The 21,552-nt window shown below is 65.1% G+C and carries 17 protein-coding genes and 1 pseudogene; 6 read left to right on the plus strand and 12 right to left on the minus strand.

Annotated elements, in window-relative coordinates; all coding sequences use genetic code 11:
* Positions 1 to 9 precede the first annotated feature (9 nt).
* From PMI20_RS17655 to PMI20_RS17675, 5 genes are all read left to right on the plus strand, one after another.
* Positions 10 to 960 (plus strand): 2-hydroxyacid dehydrogenase, encoded by a 951-nt coding sequence (locus tag PMI20_RS17655; RefSeq protein WP_007923879.1) that lies wholly within the window; start codon positions 10 to 12, stop codon positions 958 to 960.
* Positions 961 to 1,242: 282 nt separating this feature from the next.
* Positions 1,243 to 2,310, plus strand: coding sequence for a phosphotransferase family protein (locus PMI20_RS17660; RefSeq protein WP_007923880.1), 1,068 nt, complete (start codon positions 1,243 to 1,245; stop codon positions 2,308 to 2,310).
* Between the two features lie 37 nt (positions 2,311 to 2,347).
* Positions 2,348 to 3,115 carry an SDR family oxidoreductase gene (locus PMI20_RS17665; RefSeq protein ID WP_007923881.1) on the plus strand — a complete coding sequence of 256 codons (768 nt, stop codon included), beginning with the start codon at positions 2,348 to 2,350 and terminating at the stop codon, positions 3,113 to 3,115.
* A gap of 502 nt (positions 3,116 to 3,617) precedes the next feature.
* Positions 3,618 to 7,349 carry an autotransporter domain-containing protein gene (locus PMI20_RS17670; RefSeq protein WP_007923882.1) on the plus strand — a complete coding sequence of 1,244 codons (3,732 nt, stop codon included), beginning with the start codon at positions 3,618 to 3,620 and terminating at the stop codon, positions 7,347 to 7,349.
* Between the two features lie 197 nt (positions 7,350 to 7,546).
* The gene (locus PMI20_RS17675) at positions 7,547 to 8,653 is read left to right on the plus strand and encodes a Gfo/Idh/MocA family protein (protein ID WP_007923883.1); all 1,107 of its coding nucleotides are present in this window, start codon (positions 7,547 to 7,549) and stop codon (positions 8,651 to 8,653) included.
* 106 nt (positions 8,654 to 8,759) lie between these two features.
* Here the strand turns inward: PMI20_RS17675 and PMI20_RS17680 are convergent, their stop codons facing one another.
* The 11 genes from PMI20_RS17680 to PMI20_RS17730 all read right to left on the minus strand — a co-directional run bounded on the left by PMI20_RS17680 (position 8,760) and on the right by PMI20_RS17730 (position 20,067).
* Complete coding sequence (locus tag PMI20_RS17680) at positions 8,760 to 10,196, minus strand: FAD/NAD(P)-binding protein (protein WP_007923884.1); 1,437 nt, start codon at positions 10,194 to 10,196, stop codon at positions 8,760 to 8,762.
* 14 nt (positions 10,197 to 10,210) lie between these two features.
* On the minus strand, positions 10,211 to 10,978 hold the full coding sequence (locus PMI20_RS17685; RefSeq protein ID WP_007923885.1) for an ABC transporter ATP-binding protein: 768 nt from the start codon (positions 10,976 to 10,978) through the stop codon (positions 10,211 to 10,213).
* A gap of 3 nt (positions 10,979 to 10,981) precedes the next feature.
* Positions 10,982 to 12,322 (minus strand): ABC transporter substrate-binding protein, encoded by a 1,341-nt coding sequence (locus tag PMI20_RS17690; RefSeq protein ID WP_007923886.1) that lies wholly within the window; start codon positions 12,320 to 12,322, stop codon positions 10,982 to 10,984.
* A gap of 26 nt (positions 12,323 to 12,348) precedes the next feature.
* Positions 12,349 to 13,398 (minus strand): branched-chain amino acid ABC transporter permease, encoded by a 1,050-nt coding sequence (locus PMI20_RS17695; RefSeq protein ID WP_007923888.1) that lies wholly within the window; start codon positions 13,396 to 13,398, stop codon positions 12,349 to 12,351.
* Positions 13,399 to 13,402: 4 nt separating this feature from the next.
* Positions 13,403 to 14,284, minus strand: a complete 882-nt coding sequence (locus PMI20_RS17700) for a branched-chain amino acid ABC transporter permease (protein ID WP_007923890.1) — start codon at positions 14,282 to 14,284, stop codon at positions 13,403 to 13,405.
* The gene (locus tag PMI20_RS17705) at positions 14,284 to 15,060 is read right to left on the minus strand and encodes an ABC transporter ATP-binding protein (RefSeq protein WP_007923895.1); all 777 of its coding nucleotides are present in this window, start codon (positions 15,058 to 15,060) and stop codon (positions 14,284 to 14,286) included. The genes PMI20_RS17700 and PMI20_RS17705 overlap by 1 nt, the downstream gene beginning before the upstream one ends.
* Positions 15,057 to 16,046 (minus strand): AMP-binding protein, encoded by a 990-nt coding sequence (locus PMI20_RS17710; RefSeq protein WP_007923896.1) that lies wholly within the window; start codon positions 16,044 to 16,046, stop codon positions 15,057 to 15,059. Before PMI20_RS17710 ends, PMI20_RS17705 begins: the two co-directional genes overlap by 4 nt.
* Before the next feature lie 177 nt (positions 16,047 to 16,223).
* Positions 16,224 to 17,642, minus strand: a complete 1,419-nt coding sequence (locus PMI20_RS17715; protein ID WP_007932823.1) for an LLM class flavin-dependent oxidoreductase — start codon at positions 17,640 to 17,642, stop codon at positions 16,224 to 16,226.
* Complete coding sequence (locus tag PMI20_RS17720; RefSeq protein ID WP_007932821.1) at positions 17,642 to 18,118, minus strand: acyl-CoA dehydrogenase; 477 nt, start codon at positions 18,116 to 18,118, stop codon at positions 17,642 to 17,644. The genes PMI20_RS17715 and PMI20_RS17720 overlap by 1 nt, the downstream gene beginning before the upstream one ends.
* A 10-nt stretch (positions 18,119 to 18,128) precedes the next feature.
* A complete protein-coding gene (locus PMI20_RS17725) occupies positions 18,129 to 19,331 on the minus strand; it encodes an SfnB family sulfur acquisition oxidoreductase (protein ID WP_007932819.1) in 1,203 nt (400 codons plus the stop codon).
* 172 nt (positions 19,332 to 19,503) lie between these two features.
* The gene (locus tag PMI20_RS17730; protein ID WP_009043403.1) at positions 19,504 to 20,067 is read right to left on the minus strand and encodes a helix-turn-helix domain-containing protein; all 564 of its coding nucleotides are present in this window, start codon (positions 20,065 to 20,067) and stop codon (positions 19,504 to 19,506) included.
* A gap of 15 nt (positions 20,068 to 20,082) precedes the next feature.
* Between PMI20_RS17730 and PMI20_RS17735 the strand changes: the two are divergent.
* A pseudogene (locus tag PMI20_RS17735) lies at positions 20,083 to 21,100 on the plus strand (DMT family transporter).
* Position 21,101: 1 nt separating this feature from the next.
* Here PMI20_RS17735 and PMI20_RS17740 read toward each other — a convergent pair.
* Positions 21,102 to 21,545 (minus strand): hypothetical protein, encoded by a 444-nt coding sequence (locus PMI20_RS17740; protein ID WP_007932813.1) that lies wholly within the window; start codon positions 21,543 to 21,545, stop codon positions 21,102 to 21,104.
* Positions 21,546 to 21,552 lie beyond the last annotated feature (7 nt).

Below are 21,552 nucleotides of genomic sequence, written 5' to 3' on the forward strand. Positions count from 1 at the left end.
GAGACACGCATGCCCGCCACCGTTCTGGTCCTCGTCGAAACCATCAATGACTACCTGTGGATTCTGGAAAACCAGGGCTTCCACCTGATCCTCGCGCCGACGCCCAGCGAACGAGCGGCCGCCATCAAGGCCCATGCCGGGCAGATCAACGCGGTGCTCACCCGTGGTCCGCTGGGCCTGAGCGCCGAAGAAATCGCTGCCTTGCCGCACCTGGAAATCATCTGTGTGATCGGCGCCGGCTACGAGCAGGTCGACCTGCAGGCGGCGAGCAACCGTGGCATAGCGGTGAGCAACGGCGCCGGGGTCAACGCCTCGTCGGTGGCCGACCACGCCATGGCCCTGTTGCTGTCCCTGGTGCGTGACATTCCCCGTGCCGATGCCGCCGTGCGGCGCGGCGAATGGCCGAAAGTCATGCGCCCTTCCCTGGCCGGCAAGCGCCTGGGTGTCCTCGGCCTCGGCGCCGTCGGCCTGGCCATCGCCAAACGCTGCGCCAATGGCTTCGACATGAGCGTCAGCTACCACAACCGGCAGATCCGCAGCGACGTGCCCTACAGTTTCTGCCCGACCCCGACCGAACTGGCGCGGCACTCGGACTTCCTGGTGGTCGCCACGCCTGGCGGCATAGGCACTCGCCAGCTGATCGACAAAGCCGTGCTGCAGGCCCTGGGGCCGGAGGGTTTCCTGGTGAACATCGCCCGCGCCAGCGTGGTGAACAGCGCCGACCTGCTGCAGGCCCTGGAGCAACGCAGCATCGCCGGCGCGGCCCTGGACGTATTCGACGACGAACCGCGGGTGCCGGATGCCTTGAAGACCCTGAACAATGTGGTGCTGACACCCCACGTCGCCGGGCTGTCGCCGGAAGCGACCCAGGCCACGGTGGAGCTGGTGGGCAAGAACCTCGTCGCCCACTTCAGCGGCCAGCCGCTGTTGACCCCCATCGCCCTGCCTGCCCCGAACTGAATCAGGCGCCGTGGCCACAGACGCTACGCAGACCATGCCCCGCGCTGGGCGCCTTCGGCGCTAGGCAGAAACAGCGCCGTGCGCCGCTCCGGTCGAAATGCTCATTCAGGCCCGGCGAACTGGACTAGAGTGAAGCCGGGCCCATTCAAACGCTTGTATCAAAAGCAATGATTGCCCGGCAACACGCTCACCTATAAAGGCCTGCGGCGATTGTGGCGCTCAGGTGGGCGCATTAGATTAGCCAATAATCTCTGGCCTCCAGAATAAGCAGAAGGGATAAGCATGGCGCTTACTGACCAGTCCACCCGTACTCGCTCCGGCGAGGAACTCGATGCCAACCTGATCGATCCGTACCTCAAGGCGCATATTCCGGGCCTGACCGGCACCCCGCAGATCAGCCAGTTTCCGGGCGGTGCTTCGAACCTGACCTACCTGCTGGAATACCCGGGACAGGAATTCGTCCTGCGCCGCCCGCCCTTCGGCCACAAGGCCAAGTCGGCCCACGACATGGGCCGCGAATACCGCATCCTCAACCAGCTCAAGGACGGCTTTCCGTATTGCCCGAAAGCCTATGTGCACTGCACCGACGAATCGGTGATCGGCGCCGAGTTCTATGTGATGGAGCGGGTCAAGGGCATCATCCTGCGCTCCGACCTGCCGCCGGAGCTGGGTTTCGACGCGGCCAGGACCGAGGCCCTGTGCAAGAGCTTCATCGACAAGTTCGTCGAGCTGCACCGTGTCGACTACAAGGCCTGCGGCCTGAGCGACCTGGGCAAGCCCGAAGGTTACGTGCAACGCCAGATCAAGGGCTGGAGCGACCGCTACGAGAAAGCCCTGACCCCGGATGCGCCCAAGTGGGAAGCGGTCAAGGCCTGGCTCAACGACAAGATGCCGGCCGATCACCCGACCTCCAGCATCGTGCACAACGACTACCGCTTCGACAACGTGATCCTCGACCCGGCCAACCCGATGCAGATCATCGGCGTGCTGGACTGGGAACTGACCACCCTCGGCGATCCGCTGATGGACCTGGGCAACACCCTGGCCTACTGGATCGAAGCCAGCGACCCGGCGCCGGTGCAACTGATGCGCCGCCAGCCGAGCAACGCCCCGGGCATGCTGAGCCGCCAGCAGTTCGTCGACTATTACGCCGAACGCGCCGGCATCCAGATCGGCAATTTCGACTTCTACTACACCTACGGCCTGTTCCGCCTGGCCGGCATCGTGCAACAGATCTACTACCGCTTCTTCCATGGCCAGACCCAGGACAAACGCTTCGCGCAGTTCATTCACATGAACAAGTTGCTGGAGCAGATGAGCCTGCAAGTCATCAAGAAATCCAGCCTCTGATCGTCCCGACGCGCCAGGCACACAATAAGGAAAAACCATGTCCAAGACTCAGTTGTTCGACCTCGACGGCAAGATCGCTTTCGTCTCCGGCGCCAGCCGCGGCATCGGTGAAGCCATCGCCAAGCTACTGGCCCAGCAAGGCGCCCATGTGATCGTCTCGAGCCGTAAGCTCGAAGGCTGCCAGCATGTGGCCGACGCCATTGTCGCCGCCGGCGGCAAGGCCACCGCCATCGCCTGCCATATCGGCGAGATGGAGCAGATCAGCCAGGTGTTCGCCGGCATCCGCGAACAGTTCGGGCGCCTGGACATCCTGGTCAACAACGCCGCCACCAACCCGCAGTTCTGCAACGTGCTGGACACTGACCTGGGCGCCTTCCAGAAGACCGTCGACGTGAACATCCGCGGCTACTTCTTCATGTCGGTGGAAGCCGGCAAGCTGATGCGCGACAACGGCGGCGGCAGCATCATCAACGTGGCCTCGATCAACGGCGTGTCCCCCGGCATCTTCCAGGGCATCTACTCGGTGACCAAGGCCGCGGTGATCAACATGACCAAGGTCTTCGCCAAGGAATGCGCGCAGTTCGGCATCCGCTGCAACGCCCTGCTGCCGGGCCTGACCGACACCAAGTTCGCCTCGGCGCTGGTGAAGAACGACGCCATCCTCAAGACCGCCCTGGCGCAGATCCCCCTCAAGCGCGTGGCCGACCCGAGCGAAATGGCCGGCGCCGTGCTCTACCTGGCCAGCGACGCCTCGAGCTACACCACGGGCGTATCGCTGAATGTGGACGGCGGTTTCCTGTCCTGATCGACCTTCGCCGTACAACAAAGGCAGCCTGCGGGCTGCCTTTTTATTGCCCGGCACCCACACCTCGCCCCCAACCTTTCTCAAACAGAAAACCAAACCTGTCACAGTTCTGGTATCAAGCTCGTAGCACTCTATAAATATTTTGTTACAAGCTCATTTGTCATGCTATAACCCTCTCGCAGTTATTTTTCTGCAACACCACTCATATGAAAAACCATTGTTTGAAAACAGCGGAGGTTGATGTGTGTCTTAAAGAAAAACAACTTGGGGATCAACAACTGACCATTCGTTGATTGTCGACTTCCTAATATGTACCACCTAGTGAGTATCAAGCGAACAGTAACGATAACCGAGACTGAACTCGCTATTGCTCAGTAAAAACAATAAATACATCACGTGCTTCTAAACAGCACCTTTGTTTCAGCCCGTCATTTAAACCCTGCCTATTACAAGAGATCGAAACATCAGTTTCGACCAAGGACATATCTCAAGGAAAAGAAACATGGACGTAGCAGGTATCGATTCAGGCAAACGCAGCAACCGTTTAAAACCAGCTTCCCTGAGCCCTGTCGCAATGGCCATCGCCTTGTGGCTGGGTCAGGGCCAGATGGCTCTGGCAGATAATCCGCCCACCGGCTCGCCCTATACACCCCAGGTCTTGGAGGCTGCGTTCAGGAACGCCGCTGCGTCATTCGCGCCGGGTACCGCCGTGAATACCAACTTGCGTTTTGGTGTAGGCAATACCCTGGACCTGGCAGCCAAAGAGTTTGCCGCACAATCGACAAAGTTCGACTCGTTGCTCCAGCAGAACTACGAGTTGCAGGCGGAAAACCTGTCGATCAGTGCAATGCTCGGCGATACGAGCAAGCCACTTGATTACAACAACAATCTGGATCGCTATAAAAGCCGCCTGTTCAGCAACTCCGGCCGTTATACCCAGAACATATTCGACTTCGCCCAAGCAATCATTGCCAACCTGCCGGCGGCCCAACCTTATACCTATATAGAGCCGGGCGTGGCCACGGACCTGCACAAACAACTCAATGCCGGACAGTCATGGTCCGCCGCAACTGGCAACTGGAGCAATAACGCGCAAACCTGGAAGACTCCGGAAGCCCAGGTCAACTCCGGCCTGGACCGGACCAACGCCTATTACGCCTATGCCCTGGGTATCACCGGGAAAGGGGTAAACGTCGGCGTGCTGGACTCGGGCATCCTCAGTGAACATTCGGAGTTCCAGGGCAAGAACGCCGCAGGCGAAAACCGTGTGCAGGCAGTCACCTCTACCGGCGAATACTACGCAACCCATCCGCGCTATCGGTTGGAGGTGCCTGCCGGCGAGTTCCACAAAGGTGAGCACTTCAGTATTGCGGGTGAGTACGACCCAAGCTTCAACGACGGCCACGGCACGGAAATGTCCGGAGTACTGGCGGCCAGTCGCAATGGTACCGGCATGCACGGCATCGCTTTCGACGCCAATCTGTTCGTGGCCAACACCGGCGGCAGCGACAACGACCGTTATCAAGGCTCCAACGACCTCGACTACAACGCCTTCATGGCCAGCTACGATGCGCTGGCGGCGAAAAAAGTGTCGATCGTCAACCAGAGCTGGGGGCAGAACTCGCGTAATGAGGTAGAGAACCACTTCGGCACTGTCGGCGACAGCCCGGAGGATATCCTCAGGGACATGACCGCCGCCTACCGACCGTTCTGGGACAAAGCCCACGCGGGCCAGAAGACCTGGATGGATGCCATGGCCGACGCCGGCCGGCAGTACTCGTTCATCCAGATCATCTCCGCCGGCAACGACAGCCATGGCGCCAACCCGGATACCAACGCCAACCTCCCCTATTTCAAGCCGGACCTGGAATCCAAGTGGCTGTCCATCACCGGTTATGACGAGAGCGGCGCCCAGGTCTACAACCGCTGCGGCACCTCCAAGTGGTGGTGCGTCATGGGGGTTTCCGGCATTCCGTCCGCAGGACCGGAAGGCGAGATCATCCCCAACGCCAATGGCACCTCGGCGGCCGCCCCCAGCGTTTCCGGCGCCCTGGCCCTGGTGATCCAGCGCTTTCCCTACATGACCGCGAGCCAGGCCCGCGATGTCTTGCTGACCACCTCCACCCTGCAAACCCCGGACGGCCCCGACACCCCGGTCGGCGACCGGACGGGCGGACGCACCTACGACAACCTGCAACCGGTGCACGACGCTGCTCCCGGCACCCCGCAGGTGCCAGGCGTGGTCAACGGCTGGGGCCTGTCCAACCTGAAAAAGGCCATGCAGGGCCCGGGACAGTTCGTCGGTGCACTGGCCGTGGCGCTGCCCACCGGCACCCGCGATATCTGGGCCAACGACATCTCCGACGAAGCGATCCGTGCCCGACGCAGCGAAGACGCCGCTGAACAGGCCACCTGGAGCGCGATCAAGCAGCACAAAGGTTGGGTCAACGGTCTACCGGCCGGGGCCTCGGCGGACGATCAATTCCAGTACCAGATCGGCATGGCCCGGGAGCAGGCAACGCTGACCCGAGGCCTGGACCCGCTGACCGGCCAGACCTATGTCGGCAGCCTGACAAAGTCCGGGGATGGGGAACTGGTACTCGACGGCCAGAGCAGCTATTCGGGCAGTACCTGGGTCCGTGGCGGCAAGCTCTCGGTGGACGGCAGATTGACCTCCAGCGTGACGGTCGATGGCAGCGCCGTGGGCACCGTCGATGCCAATAACCAGGTGGTCACCCGTATCGGCGGCACCCTGGCGGGTAACGGCAGCATCGGCACCCTGCTGGTGAACAACGGCGGTACCGTGGCCCCCGGCCATTCGGTCGGCACCCTGCACACCGGCGACGTCACGTTCAACCCGGGTTCGGTGTACGCGGTGGAAGTCGCCGCCAACGGGCAGACCGACACTATCCAGAGCACGGGCGTGGCTACTCTCAACGGCGGACAGGTCACCCTCTCCATGGAAAACAGCCCCAACCTGCTGTCTGCGGCCCAGGCCAGCAGCTACCTGGGCCAGCAGTTCAACATCCTCAGCGCCAGCCAGGGTATCAACGGCCAGTTCGCTTCCGTCGCCCCCAGTTTCTTGTTCCTCGACACCCGCCTGAACTACCAGCCGAACCAGCTGAACCTGGGCATCTACCGCAACCAGACCGCGTTCGCCAGCGTAGCCTTGACCCGTAACGAGCGTGCCGTCGCCAGCGCCATCGACACATTGAGCGCAGGTAATCCGGTGTACGAGAGCATCCTGGCCTCCGACTCGGCGGAACTGGCGCGACAAGCCTTCAACCAGCTCGATGGCCAGGTGCACTCCGACATCGCCGCTGCGCAGATCGCTGACAGCCGTTACCTGCGCGACGCAGTCAACGGCCGCCTGCAACAGGCTCAGGTCCTGGATACCGATATGGATATCCAGGCCAGCAGCAATGGTGGCTGGGTGCAATTGCTCGGCGGCCACAGGCAAGTCGACGCCGATCACAACGCCACGCGCTACAGCACTTCCACCACCGGCGTCCTGCTCGGCCTGGACACCGACGTCGGCGATGGCTGGCGCGTCGGTGCGGCAACCGGCTACACCAGGACCGATCTGAACGGCGCCTCCAGGACTTCCGCCGACAGCGACAACTATCACCTGTCGATCTATGGCGGCAAACGTTTCGACAGCATCGCCCTGCGCCTCGGCGGAGCCACCACCTGGCACCGCTTCGACACTTCCCGTGACGTGGTGTACGGCAACCAGTCGAGCCATGAAAAAGCCAACTACAACGCGCGTACCGATCAGGTGTTCGGCGAAATCGGCTACACCCGGTGGGCGGCTTTCGAGCCCTTCGCCAACCTCAGCTACATCAACTTCCAGAACGACTCGTTCAAGGAACGCGGCGGTGCAGCAGCTTTGCATGGCAGCAAGCAAAGCCAGGACGCCACGCTCTCGACCCTTGGCCTGCGAGGTCATACGCAATTGCCGGTGAGCGCCACCCGCTCGGTGACCTTGCGTGGCGAGCTGGGCTGGGAACACCAGTACGGCGACCTGGATCGTGAAACCTCATTGCAATTTGCTGGCAGTGCGGCGGCCTTTGCGGTGAACGGCGTGCCGGTGTCTCGCGATGGCGCGGTGGTCAAGGCCGCTGCGGAAATGGCCATGAGCAAAGACACCCTGGTGTCGCTGAACTACACCGGGCTGGTGTCCGGTCATGGCGGTGGCAGCTCGGTCAACCTGGGGTTCACCTTCCAGTTCTGACCCTGCTCAGGTGATCGGCCCATGGGTGCAATGACTGTTCATTGCACCCTTTTTTATTTGCGCCCTTCGGCTTTTACCGGCCGGGTTGCCGAGCAGCAGCGGCGCGCTGCTGAAAATTTATTCCATAGATTGCAATTACGGAATTTTTATTCCATAAAGAGCACTCCTTACAACAACAATTCTGCAAGGGGTCGGCGATGGGTGAACTGGGAATAGGCTTGATCGGCACGGGCTTCATGGGCCGGGCCCATGCGTTGGCGTTCCGTAATGTCAGCGCGGTGTTCGAGTTGCCGGTGCGCCTGCACCTGGCGGCGCTGGCCGATGCCGACCGCCAGCGCGCCGAACGTTGCGCCGCGGCCTGGGGGTTCGCCCGGGCACACGGCGACTGGCAACGGCTGATCGACGACCCCAGGGTCGACCTGGTGGCGATCACCACGCCCAATCACCTGCACTTCCCCATGGCCATGGCCGCCCTGAAGGCCGGCAAGGCGGTGTACTGCGAGAAGCCCCTGGCGGTCAGCGTCGAACAGGCGCAGCAAATGCAGCACGCGGCCCAGGCCGCCGGGGTAGTCACCCGGGTCGGCTACAACTACCAGCACAACCCGATGATCGTGCAGGCCAAGGCGCTGATCGACAGCGGCGAACTGGGGCAGATCGTCAGCTTCCAGGGCGAGTTCAGCGAAGACTTCATGGCCGACCCGGCCTCGCCCTTCTCCTGGCGCTGCGATCCGCAGCACGCCGGTGGCGCCCTGGCCGACCTGGGCAGCCATCTGCTGGCCATGGCGCGTTATCTGCTGGGCGAGGTCGAGGCGGTCTGCGCCGACAGCCAGACCGTGCACCACCAACGCCCGGCCAGCGCCGGCAACCAGGAGCAGCGCCCGATCGCCGTGGACGACCAGACCCATGCCCTGCTGCGTTTCGCCAGCGGTGCCCGCGGTACGTTCAGCAGCAGCTGGCTCAAGCACGGCTACAAGAACCACCTGAGTTTCGAGATCAGCGGCACCCGCGGCACCCTGGCCTTCGACCAGGAACGTCTCAATGAACTGCGCCTGTACCGTGCCGGTGATAGCGGCTTCCAGCGCCTGCTGGCCGGGCCTGCCCTGCCCGGCTACGCCGCCTTCAGCCCGGCCCCGGGGCATCAACTGGGCTACAACGAGCTCAAGACCCTGGAGGTCCATGAGCTGATCATGGCGCTTAGCGGCCAGGGACAAGACGGAACGGATTTCGCCGAGGCCTGGCAGGTCGAGCGCCTGGCAGCGGCGATTCGCCTTGCCGCCGCCGAACAGCGCTGGGTGACCCTGTAGCCGCTGCTGAGCCAAGGCGAAGCTGCGAAAAGGTCCGCAGGACCTTGCTTGGCGGCCTCAGGATCGCGGCGTCTGCTGTGCAGCCGTTCGCAGCCTGCGGCAGCGGCTACAAGGGTAATGCCGCTAGGCGTGCGGCCAGAGCCTTGGCCTGGCTGGCCACATCGGTCACCGCGGTGCTTTCCCACCACATGCCGCGCAACGGCGGGCCCATGGCGAACAGCCGGCGGGCAACCTGCCCTTCGGCATCCACCACCGCGCCACCGCCGTCGGCCCAAATCCCCAGGGCCAGCGGCCCCGGCGTGATCAGGCCACGGGCCAGCAGTTGCTGCGGCAACGGTCGGGCGACCCGGCGCCAGTCGTATTCGATGCCGCTGGAGTTGATCAGCGCATCCCCCGCGACCCAGCGGGTTTGCGCTTCGCCGCGGCGACGGATGCCAATCGCCAGGCGCCCATCCGCCGAAGGCTCCAGGCCCTTGAACGAGGCCGCCTGGATGCGCAACCGCCCTTCCCCGTGCAAACGCGCCACCAGCTCGGCGCTCAGCGGCGGCGAACGGTGGTGATGGCTTTCCCACCACGGCCGCACATGGCACACGAACTGCCGGCGCTGCACGTCCGTGGCCTGGCTCCACAAGCGCCCGATATGGGCACGCACCGTGTCCAGCGGCGCCTGCCAGTCCACGCCATCCGCCAGGGCCTGGCGACATTGCCGCCGCAGCTCGCGCAGCAACTGGCGCGGGCTGCGCAGGCTGGGATCCTCGGCGAGGAAGTCGACCCAGGCCGGTGGCTGGCGCCGCACATGGGGCAACAGGCCGTGGCGCGAGAACACCTCGATCGGCCCGCGATGCCCGGCCTGCTCCAGGGACACCACGGCGTCGACCATGGTCAGCCCGGAGCCAATGATCAGCACCGTGGCCTGCGGGTCGAGCCGGCTCATGGCCGAAACGTCCCAGGGGTCCAGCGCGGCGGCATTGAGGCCGCTGGATTCGGTCTGTGGCGTACGCGCCGCCGGGAACATGCCGGTGGCCAGCACGGCAAAGGCGCCGCGTAGTTGCTGGCCGTCGTTGAGGGTCAGCCAGGCGCCCTCGGCGTCGGCCTGCAAGTCCACCACCTCGGCGCGCACATGCGCCACCGTCGAGCCCTGCGAGGCGCCCATCGCCTGGGCCTCGGCCAGCCGCTGCTGGACATACAGGCCGAAGATTCCGCGCGGAGGAAACAGCTCACTGATGGGCACAGGCTGCTGCTTCGATTCCGGCCAGCCGCCGGCGGCGATGTAATCGCTCAGCCATTGAGTCAGGTCATCGGCGTTGTCCGGGTCGACGCTCATGCGCGCGGCGTTGCCGTTCAGGGTATGGCCCAGTTCGACGGCGCTGTAGGCCTCGCCGCGCCCCAGCTCGCTGCGCGGCTCGATCACCAGCACCTGGCGCCGGCCCGGCAGGCGCAGCAGTTGGGCGGCGAGCAAGGCGCCACTCAGGCCGCCGCCGACGATCAGCACATCGGCATCACGGGTGGCGCCGCTCGCCTGTCCGTTGGGTGTTTGGCTCATGGGGTTCTCACGGTTCAGTGCCTGCCTAGGTAGAAGTCCTGCAGATCGCCCCGGGCCAGCAGTTCATCGGTGGTGCCGGACCAGGCCACGCGCCCGGTGTCGAGCACGTAGGCCCTGGAGGCGTACTTGAGCGCCACATTAATGTTTTGTTCGGCGATCAGGAAGCTCACCCGCGCCTCACGATTGAGTTGCGCGACGATTTCGAAAATCTCCTGGACGATGATCGGCGCCAGGCCCATGGACGGCTCGTCCAGCAGCACCAGGCGCGGCCGGGTCATCAGCGCGCGGCCGAGGGCGACCATCTGCTGCTCGCCGCCCGAGGTCAGGCCGGCGCGGGTGCCGCGCCTGGTCTTCAGGCGCGGGAACCAGGCGTAGATGCGCTCCAGGTCGGCGGCCAGTTCCCGGCGGCTCAAGCCACGGACAAAACCGCCGCTGCGCAGGTTGTCCTCCACCGTCAACTGCGGGAACACATGGCGCCCCTCCAGCACATGGACCATGCCCTGGCGCACCCGCTGGCTGGGATCGACGCCGGCGCTGTCCTGGCCGAGAAAGGCGATCGAGCCACGGCTGACCTCGGCCCGCTCGGCGCGCAGCAGCCCGGAGATCGCCTTGAGGCTGGTGCTCTTGCCGGCGCCGTTGGCCCCCAGCAAGGCGACTATGCCGCCCTCGGGCACGCTCAGGGAGACCCCGGCCACCGCGAGAATCGCACCGTCGTAGATCACCTCGATATCGCGCACCTGCAACAGGTCGTCGGCCGTGGCGGCCGGAGCGGTCTGGCTCATGCTTCATTCATCCCCGGTGCAGCTGCGTGGCGTGAGGTTCTTCTCCTTGGCGAAGGCCGCTGACTTCTCGTCGATCAGCGGCCGCAGCAAGGCGCGGTCGGCGGCGATCCAGTCGCTGATCAGGGTCCAGTGGGCGCCGTCCCACTGCTGCACCCGCGCCGAACCGCCGCCCTCGTGATCGCGGCAGGACAGCTTGAGGTTCTGCATCAACCCCAGGTAACCCATGTCCTTGAGCCGGGCGTCGTCGATGTTCAGGTGCTCCAGGCCCCAGCGGCCTTCTTCGCCATTGAGCGGGCGCTGGCCGAACTTGCCCTGGGCGGTGCGGATCGCCTCGACCGCCACCGCGGCGTTCACCAGCCCGGAGTTGTAGTACACGCTGCCGAAGTTCTTCAGGTCCGCAAGGTCGCTCTTGCCCTGGTCGAGGATGTGTTGCTTGAGGCGCCGGTGGATGTCGAAATCGCTTCCCGCAGGATAAGGCGTCAGCGCCAGATAGCCTTTGGCCGCCGCGCCGGCCGGCAATACGTCTTCGCTGGAGCTGGCCCAGATGTCGCCGATGATGTGGTCCACCGGGAAGCCGAAGCGCGCGGCGGTCTTCACCGCCACCGGGGTCGAGACGCCCCAGGTGCGCAGGAACACCCAGTCGGGGTTCTGCTGGCGCACCTGGCGCCATTGCGCCGACTGCTCGTTACCCGGATCGGCCACCGGAATCTGGATGTTCTCGAAGCCGTACTTCTGCGCCAGCAGCTTCAGCGGGCCGAGGGTTTCCCGGCCATAGGCCGAATCGTGGTAGACCGTGGCGATCTTCTTGCCCTTGAGCTTGTCGAAGCCGCCCTCGCGCTCGGCGATGTAGTTCACCAGGGTCGACGCCTCGCTGTAGAAAGTCAGCATCACCGGAAAGTTATAGGGAAACACCGTGCCGTCGGTGGCTTCGGTACGGCCGTAACCCAGGGTGATCAGCGGGATCTTGTCGACCTCGGCGCGCTCGCTCAGGGCATAGGCCGCCGGTGCGCCGTTGGGCTGGTAGACCGCCACCGGCGCGCCATCCAGGCCGTTCTTGAAGCGCTCGTAGCACTCGATGCCCTTCTCCGCCGTCCACTCGGTCTCGCACTCCTGCCAGACCAGCTTGACCCCGTTGATCCCGCCTTCCACCTGATTGATGTAGTTCAGGTAGTCGATCATGCCGGCCCACACCTGCACCCCGCTGGAGGCATAGGCGCCGACCCGGTAAGTGGCCAGCGGAAAGAACTGCTGGTCCGCCGCGGCCTGCGCCACGGGCGCCGCGCCGCCGAGGATCGCCAGCGCCACCGCGACGCCGGCCAGGGAACGTTTCAAGGATGCACGCATATCTTCTCTCTACTCAGGAGTGGAATTCAGAAGCGCAGCGGCCAGTGGCCCAGCCGTTGACGGAGATTGCCCAACAGGCGGACCAGGCCCTCCGGCTCCTTGATCAGGAACAGGATGATCAGCACGCCGAAGATGATTTTCTGCAGGTTCTGCAACTGCCCGGCATCCACCGCACCGCCCGCCAGGGCTTGCCCGGCGTGGCTCAACAGGATCGGCAGCAGGTTGATAAAGGCCGCGCCGACGAAGTTGCCGGCCACGCTGCCCATGCCGCCGATAATGATGATGAACAGGATCTGGAACGAGCGATTGATATCGAAGCTGCTGGCGCTGGCGGTGCCCAGGTAGGCGAAGGCCCACAGGGCGCCGGCGATGCCCAGGTAGAAGGAACTGACGGCGAACGCCAGGCGCTTGTAGCGCGCCACCGGAATGCCGATCACCGCCGCCGCGGTGTCCATGTCGCGAATCGCCATCCAGTTGCGCCCGACCTGGCTGCGCACCAGGTTCAGCGCGACCCAGGTCAACAGCAGCACGCAGGCCAGGGTCAGCAGGTAACGCCCGACCGGGGTATTGAGGTCATGGCCGAACAGGCTCAGCCGGGGCGCCGAAATGGTCCCCGAGGAGCCGTAGTTGTAGAACCAGGGAAACTTGACGAACAGCCACTCCAGGAAGAATTGCGCCGCCAGGGTGGTGACCATCAGGTAGAAGCCCTTGATCCGCGAACTGGGCAGGCCGAACAGCCAGCCCACCGCCGCGCTGATCAAGCCGCCGCCGAGCAGCGCCAGGGGCAGGCCCAGCTCCGGCAGGCGCAGCAGGAAGCCATAAGTGGCGAAGGCCCCGACCGCCATGAAGCCGGCGGCGCCGACCGAGGTCTGGCCGGTGTAGCCGGTGAGCAGGTTGAGGCCGAGCCCGGCCAGGGACAGCACCAGGAACGGGATCAGAATGGCGTTGAGCCAATAGTCGTTGCCCACCAGGGGCACGCCGACCAGGGCCAGCAACAGCAGGCCGCCCAGGCCCCAGGGCAGGCGGCGCGGGATCAACAGCACAGGCGCGGTGGCCTGGGTCAGGGGAATGGACATGGGTTCAGACTCGCTCGATGGCGCGCTCGCCGAACAGGCCGGCGGGACGGATATAAAGGAAGGCCAGGGCCAGCACATAGGCGAACCAGGGGGTGATGCCGCCGCCGATCAGCGGGCCGATGTAGACCTCGGCCAGATTCTCCGCGGCGCCGACGATCAGCCCGCCGACTATCGCCCCGCCGATCGAGGTGAAGCCGCCGATGATCAGCACCGGCAAAGCCTTGAGCACCACCAGCGACAGCGAGAACTGCACGCCCTGCCGCGCGCCCCAGAGCAGCCCGGCCACCAGCCCGACGATGCCGGCCACCGCCCAGACGATCTGCCAGATGCGGTTGAGGTTGATGCCGATCGACAGCGCGGCCGTGGTGTCGTCAGCCACCGCCCGCAGCGACACGCCGATCCGGGTCTTGTTGAACAGCAGTGCCAGCACCGTCACCAGCACCACCGCCGTGGCCGCGGCGATCAGGTCGAACTGGCTGAGCATCAGCGGCCCGAGGAACAGCGGCACGTCGTCGATGCCCAGGTCCAGCGCCCTGACCTGGGAGCCCATCAGCCCCTGGGCCAGGCCTTCGATGATGAACGACAGGCCCAGGGTGGCCATGAACAGGGTGATCTGCGAACGATTGACCAGTGGCCGCAGCACCAGCCGCTCAATCAGCCAGGCGCCGGCGATCATCACCAGCACCGTCGCCAGCAGCGCCAGGACAAAGGGCACGCCCTGGTCGTGCAGGCTGACGAAGGTCAGCGCGGCGAGCAGCAACATCGCGCCCTGGGCGAAATTGAACACGCCGCTGGCCTTGTAGATCAGCACGAAGCCGATGGCCACCAGCGAATACAGGGTGCCGGCCAGCAGGCCGCCGAGCAGGGTTTCGAAGAAAAAGCTCATCAGTGCACCGCCCCCAGGTAGGCGGCGATCACCTCGGGGTCGGCCTGCACTTCGGCCGGGGTGCCGTCGCCGACCTTGCGCCCGTAGTCCAGCACCACCACATGGTCGGACAGGTCCATGACCACGTTCATATCGTGCTCGATCAGCACCACCGTGGTGCCGAGGTCGCGATTGATGTCGGCGATGAAACGCGCCATGTCCTGTTTTTCCTCGGCGTTCATCCCGGCCATGGGCTCGTCCAGCAGCAACAGGCTGGGCCCGGCGATCAGGGCCCGGCCCAGCTCGACGCGCTTTTGCAGGCCGTAGGACAGGTTGCCCACCGGCACATCGCGCTGCGCCTGCAACTCGAGGAACTCGAGAATGCCCTGGGCCAGCTGCCGATGGGCCTCGGCCTCACGCCGCGCCCGGGGCAGCCCCAGGGCTTGTTCGATAAAGCGGGCGCGGGTGTGCCGCGACAGGCCGCTGAGCAGGTTGTCGATCACGCTCATCTTCTTGAACAGCGCATTGTTCTGGAAAGTCCGGCCGATACCCCGGCGCGCGGCCTGCAAGGGGTCGATGCGCTGGAACGCTTCGCGATCGAAGACAATCGAGCCGGCGTCGAAGCGATAGACGCCATTGAGGATATTGAGCAAGGAGCTCTTGCCGGCGCCGTTGGGCCCGATCAGCGCGCAGATCTCGCCGCGCGCGACCGCGAAGGACAGTTGGTTGATCGCCTTCACCCCCTTGAACGACAGGGAGATGGCATTGACTTGCAGGATGGGGTCGGCGGCGCTCATGCGATATTCCGTTTGAATTCGGCCAGCCACACCGGCGCCGAAGGTGTCGAGGGGCTGCCGGGGGCCTGCCAGATGTAATCCAGGCGCTGGAACCCCAGGAGCCGGCGCACCCGGTTCTTCAGCAGCCGTTGCAGGGGGCGGTGCGGCTGGGCAATGGCCCAGTCGCACAGGCGGCGGCGCCAACTGCCCACGGGCGCCAGGCGGCTTTCGATGTCGTCGGCCAGGCGTTGCAGGCAAGGGCCCGAGAGCAGCAGGCCGCTGGGGGCGACATCGCGGCGGTCGCGGCTGGCCGAACCGCGGCTTTCCGGGAAGGCCAGGCTATGGCCGCTGTGCAGCCACTGGTGCAGCAAGACCCTCAGGCCCTCCGGCCATTGTGTGCCCTCCTCGCTCCACAGCTGCGCGGCATGGGCCGGATGCCGCCAGTGGTTCTGGCGCTGGGGCTTTTCCCGGCTGCCGAGCAGGTCGCCGAAGGCCAGCACCGGCTGGCGCGAACCTTCCGGCAGGCGCGGAACAGCCTGATGGGCAATCAACAATTGCGGGGCCATGCTGCTTTCGCCGGCGGCGACCCAGCGCAGCAACTGCTGGCGCGAATGCACGAAGGCATGGCTGGGGCGCAGGTTCCACAGGGCCTGGCGCAGGGCTTGCGGGTCAAGTTCGTCGCTCAGGGTCAGCACCTGACCACCCACCCGTTGCGCGGCCAGGGCCAGGAGCAGCAGGTTGGGCTCGAACAGGCCGCTCAACGCCAGTCGCGAGCCTTCGTCGAAACCCTGTTGGCGCAGGCCGTCGGCCAGGCGCTCGACATCCCGCGCGGCATCGATCCAGCGCCAGTTGTACCAATGGCCGTGGCGCTTGTGACGCAACGCGCTGGCCAGCGGGCTGACCTGCGCCCAGTGCTGCAACAGCTCCAGGGCGGCGGGCAGCAGCACAGTGTTTTCCGGTGTTCGCGCGTCCGCCGGAGGCGAACGCTTGAGTTCATGCACGCTCATGGACTGACCTCGATTCCTTGGGCAAAAGCGTGCGGTGGTCCGCTGGCCGGTTTTTGGTTTGCAGCTGACAACTGCGCCTTTGTAGCCGCTGCCGCAGGCTGCGATAAGCCCCGCAGGGGCTTCGGCGTCAGCAACATCGCCGCGACCGTTCCGGTCGATCGCAGCCTTCGGCAGCGGCTACAAGGCAGGTATCCGGATGGAGGCCACCTGCTGCTCCTGGCGATGCCAGGCCGCCAGGTCGCGATAGGCGCTGCCCGGATGGTTCTGCGGCAAGCGCGGCCCGGCGCCGAACAGCTTCTCGCGCAAGGTGCCGGGGGCGTATTCGGTCTTGTACACGCCGCGCTTCTGCAACTCGGGGACCAGCAGTTCGACGGCATCGACAAAGGTCTCGTGGGTCAGCGCGTAGGCCAGGTTGAAGCCGTCCACATCGGTGTCCTCGACCCATTCCTGGAGCAGGTCGGCCACGGTTTCCGGGCTGCCGACGAACAGCGGGCCGAAGCCGCCGATGCCGACCCAGTCCGCCAGCTCATGGGGCGTCCAGACCTTGTTCGGGTCGGCGGTGGAGAAGGCCTCCACCGCCGACTGGATGGCGTTGGTGTGCACATGCTTGAGCGGCTCATCAGGCTTGAACTGGCTGAAGTCGATGCCGGTCCAGCCGGAAATCAGCGCCATGGCGCCCTCGTAGCTGACCCAGGACTTGTACTCCTCGAACTTGGCCCTGGCCTTGGCGTCGGTCTCGCCGAGGATCACCGTCTGCAGGTTGAAGATCAGGATCTGCGCCGGATCGCGCCCGGCCTCGGCGGCCCGGCGGCGGATATCGGCCACGGTCTTCTTCAGCAGCACCTTGGACGGCGCGGCGACAAACACGCACTCGGCCTGCTCGGCGGCGAACTGCTTGCCACGGCTCGACGCCCCGGCCTGGTAGAGCACCGGGGTGCGTTGCGGCGAAGGCTCGCAGAGGTGGATGCCCGGCACCTGGAAGTGTGGGCCGACGTGGCGGATCTCATGGATCTTGCTCGGGTCGCTGAAGACCCGCCGTTCCCGGTCGCGCAGCACCGCGCCCTCTTCCCAGCTGCCTTCCCAGAGCTTGTAGCAAACCTGCAAGTATTCCTCGGCGTAGTCGTAGCGGGCGTCGTGCTCGGTCTGGGCTTTCTGCCCGAGGTTCTTCGCCCCGCTTTCCAGGTAGGAGGTGACGATGTTCCAGCCGGCGCGGCCGCGGGTCAGGTGGTCGAGTGTGGAAAGACGCCGGGCGAAGGGATAGGGATGCTCGAACGACAGCGACGCGGTCAGGCCGAAGCCCAGGTGCTCGGTGACCAGGGCCATGGGCGGGATCAGTTGCAGCGGGTCGTTGACCGGCACCTGGGCCGCCTGGCGGATCGCCGCCTCGCCGTTGCCCTGGTAGACGTCGTAGATGCCCAGCACATCGGCGATAAACAGGCCGTCGAACTTGCCGCGTTCGAGGATCCGCGCCAGGTCGGTCCAGTATTCGAGGTCCTTGTATTGCCAGGAGCGATCCCGGGGGTGGGCCCACAGGCCCGGCGACTGGTGGCCGACACAGTTCATGTCGAACGCGTTGAGACGGATTTCCCGGGCCATCAAACCGCACTCCTGAAACTGGGCGGCACCACGCCGTTGAGACGGTAGTTGCCGATCAACGGGTATTTCCAGCGCAAGGGCTCACCCAGCGCGGCGGGCAGCGGGCTGCGCTGGCCGGTCAGCTCGAACTCGGCGTTGCTCACCGCGAGCAAGGCCTCGCGGCTGGCGATGGCCGCCTCGGCCTGGGCCACGCCGATTTCGGCGACGTCGGACTCCCTGGCGAGCAGCGATTGCGCCCGTTCCTGTAAGGCGGCGGCGACTTCGATCCGGATCAGCAGGTCGCCAAAGCGGCTGATCACATAAGGGTCGTCGCTGGCCCGGGCCAGGCCGCTGCCGGGCCAGGGTTTGGCCTGCTCACGGACAAACTTGAGGGTCGATTGCAGCAGCTCGCGGGCGCGGCGCAGGTCGTCGTGGCTGTGCTCGGCCTGTTCATCGGCGCGTTTTTCATGGGCGGTGGCTTGGCTCAATGCGTTCATGGGCGGTTCCTCAGTTCCAGGCGTGGCGGGCCGGCTTGACGCCGTTGAGCAGGAAGTTGCCGATCAGGTGGTATTTCCAGCGCACCGGGTCGTGCAGGGTGTGGGTCCGCGCGTTGCGCCAGTAGCGGTCGAGGTTGTACTTGCCCAGCACCGAGCGGGTGCCGGCCAGCTCGAACAGCTTGCTGCTGGCGAGCAAGGCGCTTTGTGCCGACAGCACCTTGGCTTGCGCCACCACCACCGAGGCCTGGGCCACGCTGTCTTCGTTGGGTTCGCGCAGTGCCCGGTCGATGGCCAGGCCAGCTTTTTCCAGGATCGCCTCGGTGCCGTGCACCCGCCATTCCAGGTCGCCGATGGCGGCGATAGTGAACGGGTCCTGCCAGCCATGATCCTGGCCACTGTCGATCCAGGGGCGCGACTGGCGCGCGTGGCGCTTGGCTTCTTCCAGGGCGCCGACTGCCAGGCCGGTGTCCACCGCCGCCTGGATGATCTGCGAGATCGGCCCGTCGGCGGTGGGCTCGTCGAATGCGCGATGGGCCGGGATCACCGCGCTCAGCGGCACCTGCACCGCGTCGAGGGTGACCCCGCCGCTGGCGGTGGTGCGCTGGCCGAAACCGTCCCAACTGTCGATCACCGTCAGGCCGGGGTTGTCCCGCTCGATAAAGGCGATGAACGCCTTGTTCTCTTCGTCGACCGCCACCGCCGGCACGATATGGGCGAACAAGGCGCCGGTGCAGTAGAACTTCTCGCCGTCGATCCGCGCGCCGTCGGCGTTGAAACGAATGCGGGTCTCGAAGGCACCGGCATGCTTACTGCCGGCTTCGGAGAAGGCGTTGCCGAAGCGATAACCCTGCAACACCTTGGCGAAGTAATAGCGCTTCTGCTCCTCGCTGGCGGTCTGCAGCAGGATGTCGAGCACGCCCAGGTGGTTCTGCGGCAGCTGGCCGAGGGACGAGTCGGCGGCGGAAATGATCTTGATCACCTCCGCCACCGTCACGTAAGACACCCCGGCGCCCCCATAGGCCTTGGGAATGGTGATGCCCCACAAGCCGCTGGCGGAGAACTCGTCCAGCTCGGCGAACGGCAGGCGCCGCTCGCGATCGCGCACGCTGGCTTCGACGGCGAAACGTTCGGCCAGGGTCCGGGCGACGGCGATGGCCTCGGCGTCGGAGTGGATGATGTGGGCGGTTCGGGTGGGTTGAGCAGTGGCTGTCATGGCCGACTCCAGGTCCTGTCGAATGCGGAAGATCCGTTCTGACCTGGAGATTGCAGAAGTCGTGCCGAAGGCTATAAGTCTTACAAATCAGTAAGTTGATTGATATTTATAAGAAACAGCATCAATTGAAAACAGGCAAAATGTTCAAGCACTGTTGCCCAGGCAACAGTGCTCAGATCACCACGTTGCGCACGAAACGCACCGCCACCGCCCCATCGTTGCGATAGGCATGCGGCAGGTTGCTGGCGAACATGAAGAACTCACCGCTGTCCAGGCGCCGCTCCTGCTCGCCCAGGACCAGGGTCAGGCAACCCTCGAAGACATACAGCTGCTCGCTCCAGCCTTCGGCGTCCGGTTCCGACAGGTATTGCTCGCCCGGCTCCAGGCGCCATTCCCACAGCTCCACTTCGCGGCAGGCGTTGGCCTTGGCCAGCAGCACCGCCTTGCTCCCGGGAATCAGCCCGGCCCAGGCCAGCTCGTTGATCCGGCTCGGGTCGCGGGCATCGGGGGCCTGGATCAGGTCGCTGAAGGCCACGTCCAGGGCTTCGGCCACCCGGTCCAGGGTGCTGAGGCTGACATTCTTCTCACCGGCCTCGATGGCTACCAGCATGCGCCGGCTGACCCCGGACTTTTCCGCCAGGGCGCTCTGGCTCAGCTCGGCGGCGTGGCGCAGGCGCCGGACGTTGTGACTGACATGCTGCAGCACGGAAGCGCGCTGCCCAGGATCTTTGTGCACTATATTGCTCACTGTATGGGTTTGCGCAGTATACTGCCCAACTTCGCGGCGCATTGTGCGGCCGCCCCGGGTAGCACGCAAGGGCATGACGTCGGTGAACTCCTGCAAATCTTCTTCCTTCTTCCTCAAACTGAGCAAAGCCGAGTGCGTGCTGGTGCTGATCACCATGGTCTGGGGCGGCACCTTTCTCACGGTGCAGCACGCCATGACCGTCAGCGGCCCGATGTTCTTCGTCGGCCTGCGGTTCGCCGCGGCGGCCTGCATCGTCGGGCTGTTCTCCCTGCGCAGCCTGCGCGGGCTGACCTTGTTCGAACTCAAGGCCGGGGTCTTCATCGGCACCGCCATCATGCTCGGCTACGGCCTGCAGACCGTGGGCCTGCAAACCATTCCCAGCAGCCAGTCGGCCTTTATCACCGCGCTGTACGTACCCTTCGTGCCGCTGCTGCAATGGCTGTTCATGGGCAAGCGCCCGGGGCTGATGCCGAGCATCGGCATCATGCTGGCCTTCACCGGCCTGATGCTGCTCTCCGGGCCCAGCGGCGCCGCGCTGGACTTCAGCCCGGGAGAAATCGCCACTTTGATCAGCACTGTGGCCATCGCCGCGGAAATCATCCTGATCAGCACCTACGCCGGCCAGGTCGATGTGCGCCGGGTCACAGTAGTACAGCTGGCCGCGACCTCGGTGCTGTCGTTCCTGATGGTGGTGCCGACCCAGGAAGCCATCCCGGACTTTTCCTGGCTGCTGCTGGCCAGCGCCCTGGGCCTGGGCGCCGCCAGCGCGGCGATCCAGGTGGCGATGAACTGGGCGCAGAAAAGCGTCTCACCGACCCGCGCCACCCTGATCTACGCCGGCGAACCGGTGTGGGCCGGGCTGGTCGGACGCATCGCCGGCGAACGCCTGCCGGCCCTGGCCCTGCTGGGCGGCGCGCTGATCGTCGCGGCGGTGATCGTCAGCGAGTTGAAGACCAAGGGTAAAGGTGGCGAGGTGATAGAGGCGGATCGGCTGGATGAGACCGCGGACTCGCAACGCTGAGCTAACGCGGCAACGACTCGACAATGGCCGCCAGCTCCTGCCGGGACAGCTGGCCGGCCTGTACGGCGGCGACAATGTCCTCTCGCGTCATGGTTTTATCCGGGACCTGCCCGGGATCGATATTCCACAACCACAAGGGGCTGATCTGCTCCTGCCCCGGCCAGAAGGCCTTGGGCAAGGCTTCCTGGGCGATGACACCCTTGTGATAGAAGTACGCCAGGTAACGGCCATGGCCCTCGGCAAAGCCGGTGTCGTAATAGAGCACGGTGCCGACGGGCAAGGCCGCCGCCGCTTGCCCCTCGATCGACAAGGGCTCCAGGGTCTTGAAGCGGCTCATGCCGGCAGTGGGTCCGGCCAGGGTCAGCCACAGCCAGACGATCCAGCCGCCGAGGGCCATCAGCAGCAGGCTGGCGAGGGTTTTGCGGGTAAAGGGTCCGAGGGTCATAAAGGGC

The organism is Pseudomonas sp. GM17 (assembly GCF_000282175.2).
Lineage (GTDB): Bacteria > Pseudomonadota > Gammaproteobacteria > Pseudomonadales > Pseudomonadaceae > Aquipseudomonas > Aquipseudomonas chlororaphis.

Bases quoted from the DNA above. Each gene is read 5' to 3' on its own strand.
- PMI20_RS17655 (WP_007923879.1), top strand. From the start codon at position 10: ATGCCCGCCACCGTTCTGGTCCTCGTCGAAACCATCAATGACTACCTG.
- PMI20_RS17660 (WP_007923880.1), top strand. From the start codon at position 1,243: ATGGCGCTTACTGACCAGTCCACCCGTACTCGCTCCGGCGAGGAACTC.
- PMI20_RS17665 (WP_007923881.1), top strand. From the start codon at position 2,348: ATGTCCAAGACTCAGTTGTTCGACCTCGACGGCAAGATCGCTTTCGTC.
- PMI20_RS17670 (WP_007923882.1), top strand. From the start codon at position 3,618: ATGGACGTAGCAGGTATCGATTCAGGCAAACGCAGCAACCGTTTAAAA.
- PMI20_RS17675 (WP_007923883.1), top strand. From the start codon at position 7,547: ATGGGTGAACTGGGAATAGGCTTGATCGGCACGGGCTTCATGGGCCGG.
- PMI20_RS17680 (WP_007923884.1), bottom strand. From the start codon at position 10,196: ATGAGCCAAACACCCAACGGACAGGCGAGCGGCGCCACCCGTGATGCC.
- PMI20_RS17685 (WP_007923885.1), bottom strand. From the start codon at position 10,978: ATGAGCCAGACCGCTCCGGCCGCCACGGCCGACGACCTGTTGCAGGTG.
- PMI20_RS17690 (WP_007923886.1), bottom strand. From the start codon at position 12,322: ATGCGTGCATCCTTGAAACGTTCCCTGGCCGGCGTCGCGGTGGCGCTG.
- PMI20_RS17695 (WP_007923888.1), bottom strand. From the start codon at position 13,398: ATGTCCATTCCCCTGACCCAGGCCACCGCGCCTGTGCTGTTGATCCCG.
- PMI20_RS17700 (WP_007923890.1), bottom strand. From the start codon at position 14,284: ATGAGCTTTTTCTTCGAAACCCTGCTCGGCGGCCTGCTGGCCGGCACC.
- PMI20_RS17705 (WP_007923895.1), bottom strand. From the start codon at position 15,060: ATGAGCGCCGCCGACCCCATCCTGCAAGTCAATGCCATCTCCCTGTCG.
- PMI20_RS17710 (WP_007923896.1), bottom strand. From the start codon at position 16,046: ATGAGCGTGCATGAACTCAAGCGTTCGCCTCCGGCGGACGCGCGAACA.
- PMI20_RS17715 (WP_007932823.1), bottom strand. From the start codon at position 17,642: ATGGCCCGGGAAATCCGTCTCAACGCGTTCGACATGAACTGTGTCGGC.
- PMI20_RS17720 (WP_007932821.1), bottom strand. From the start codon at position 18,118: ATGAACGCATTGAGCCAAGCCACCGCCCATGAAAAACGCGCCGATGAA.
- PMI20_RS17725 (WP_007932819.1), bottom strand. From the start codon at position 19,331: ATGACAGCCACTGCTCAACCCACCCGAACCGCCCACATCATCCACTCC.
- PMI20_RS17740 (WP_007932813.1), bottom strand. From the start codon at position 21,545: ATGACCCTCGGACCCTTTACCCGCAAAACCCTCGCCAGCCTGCTGCTG.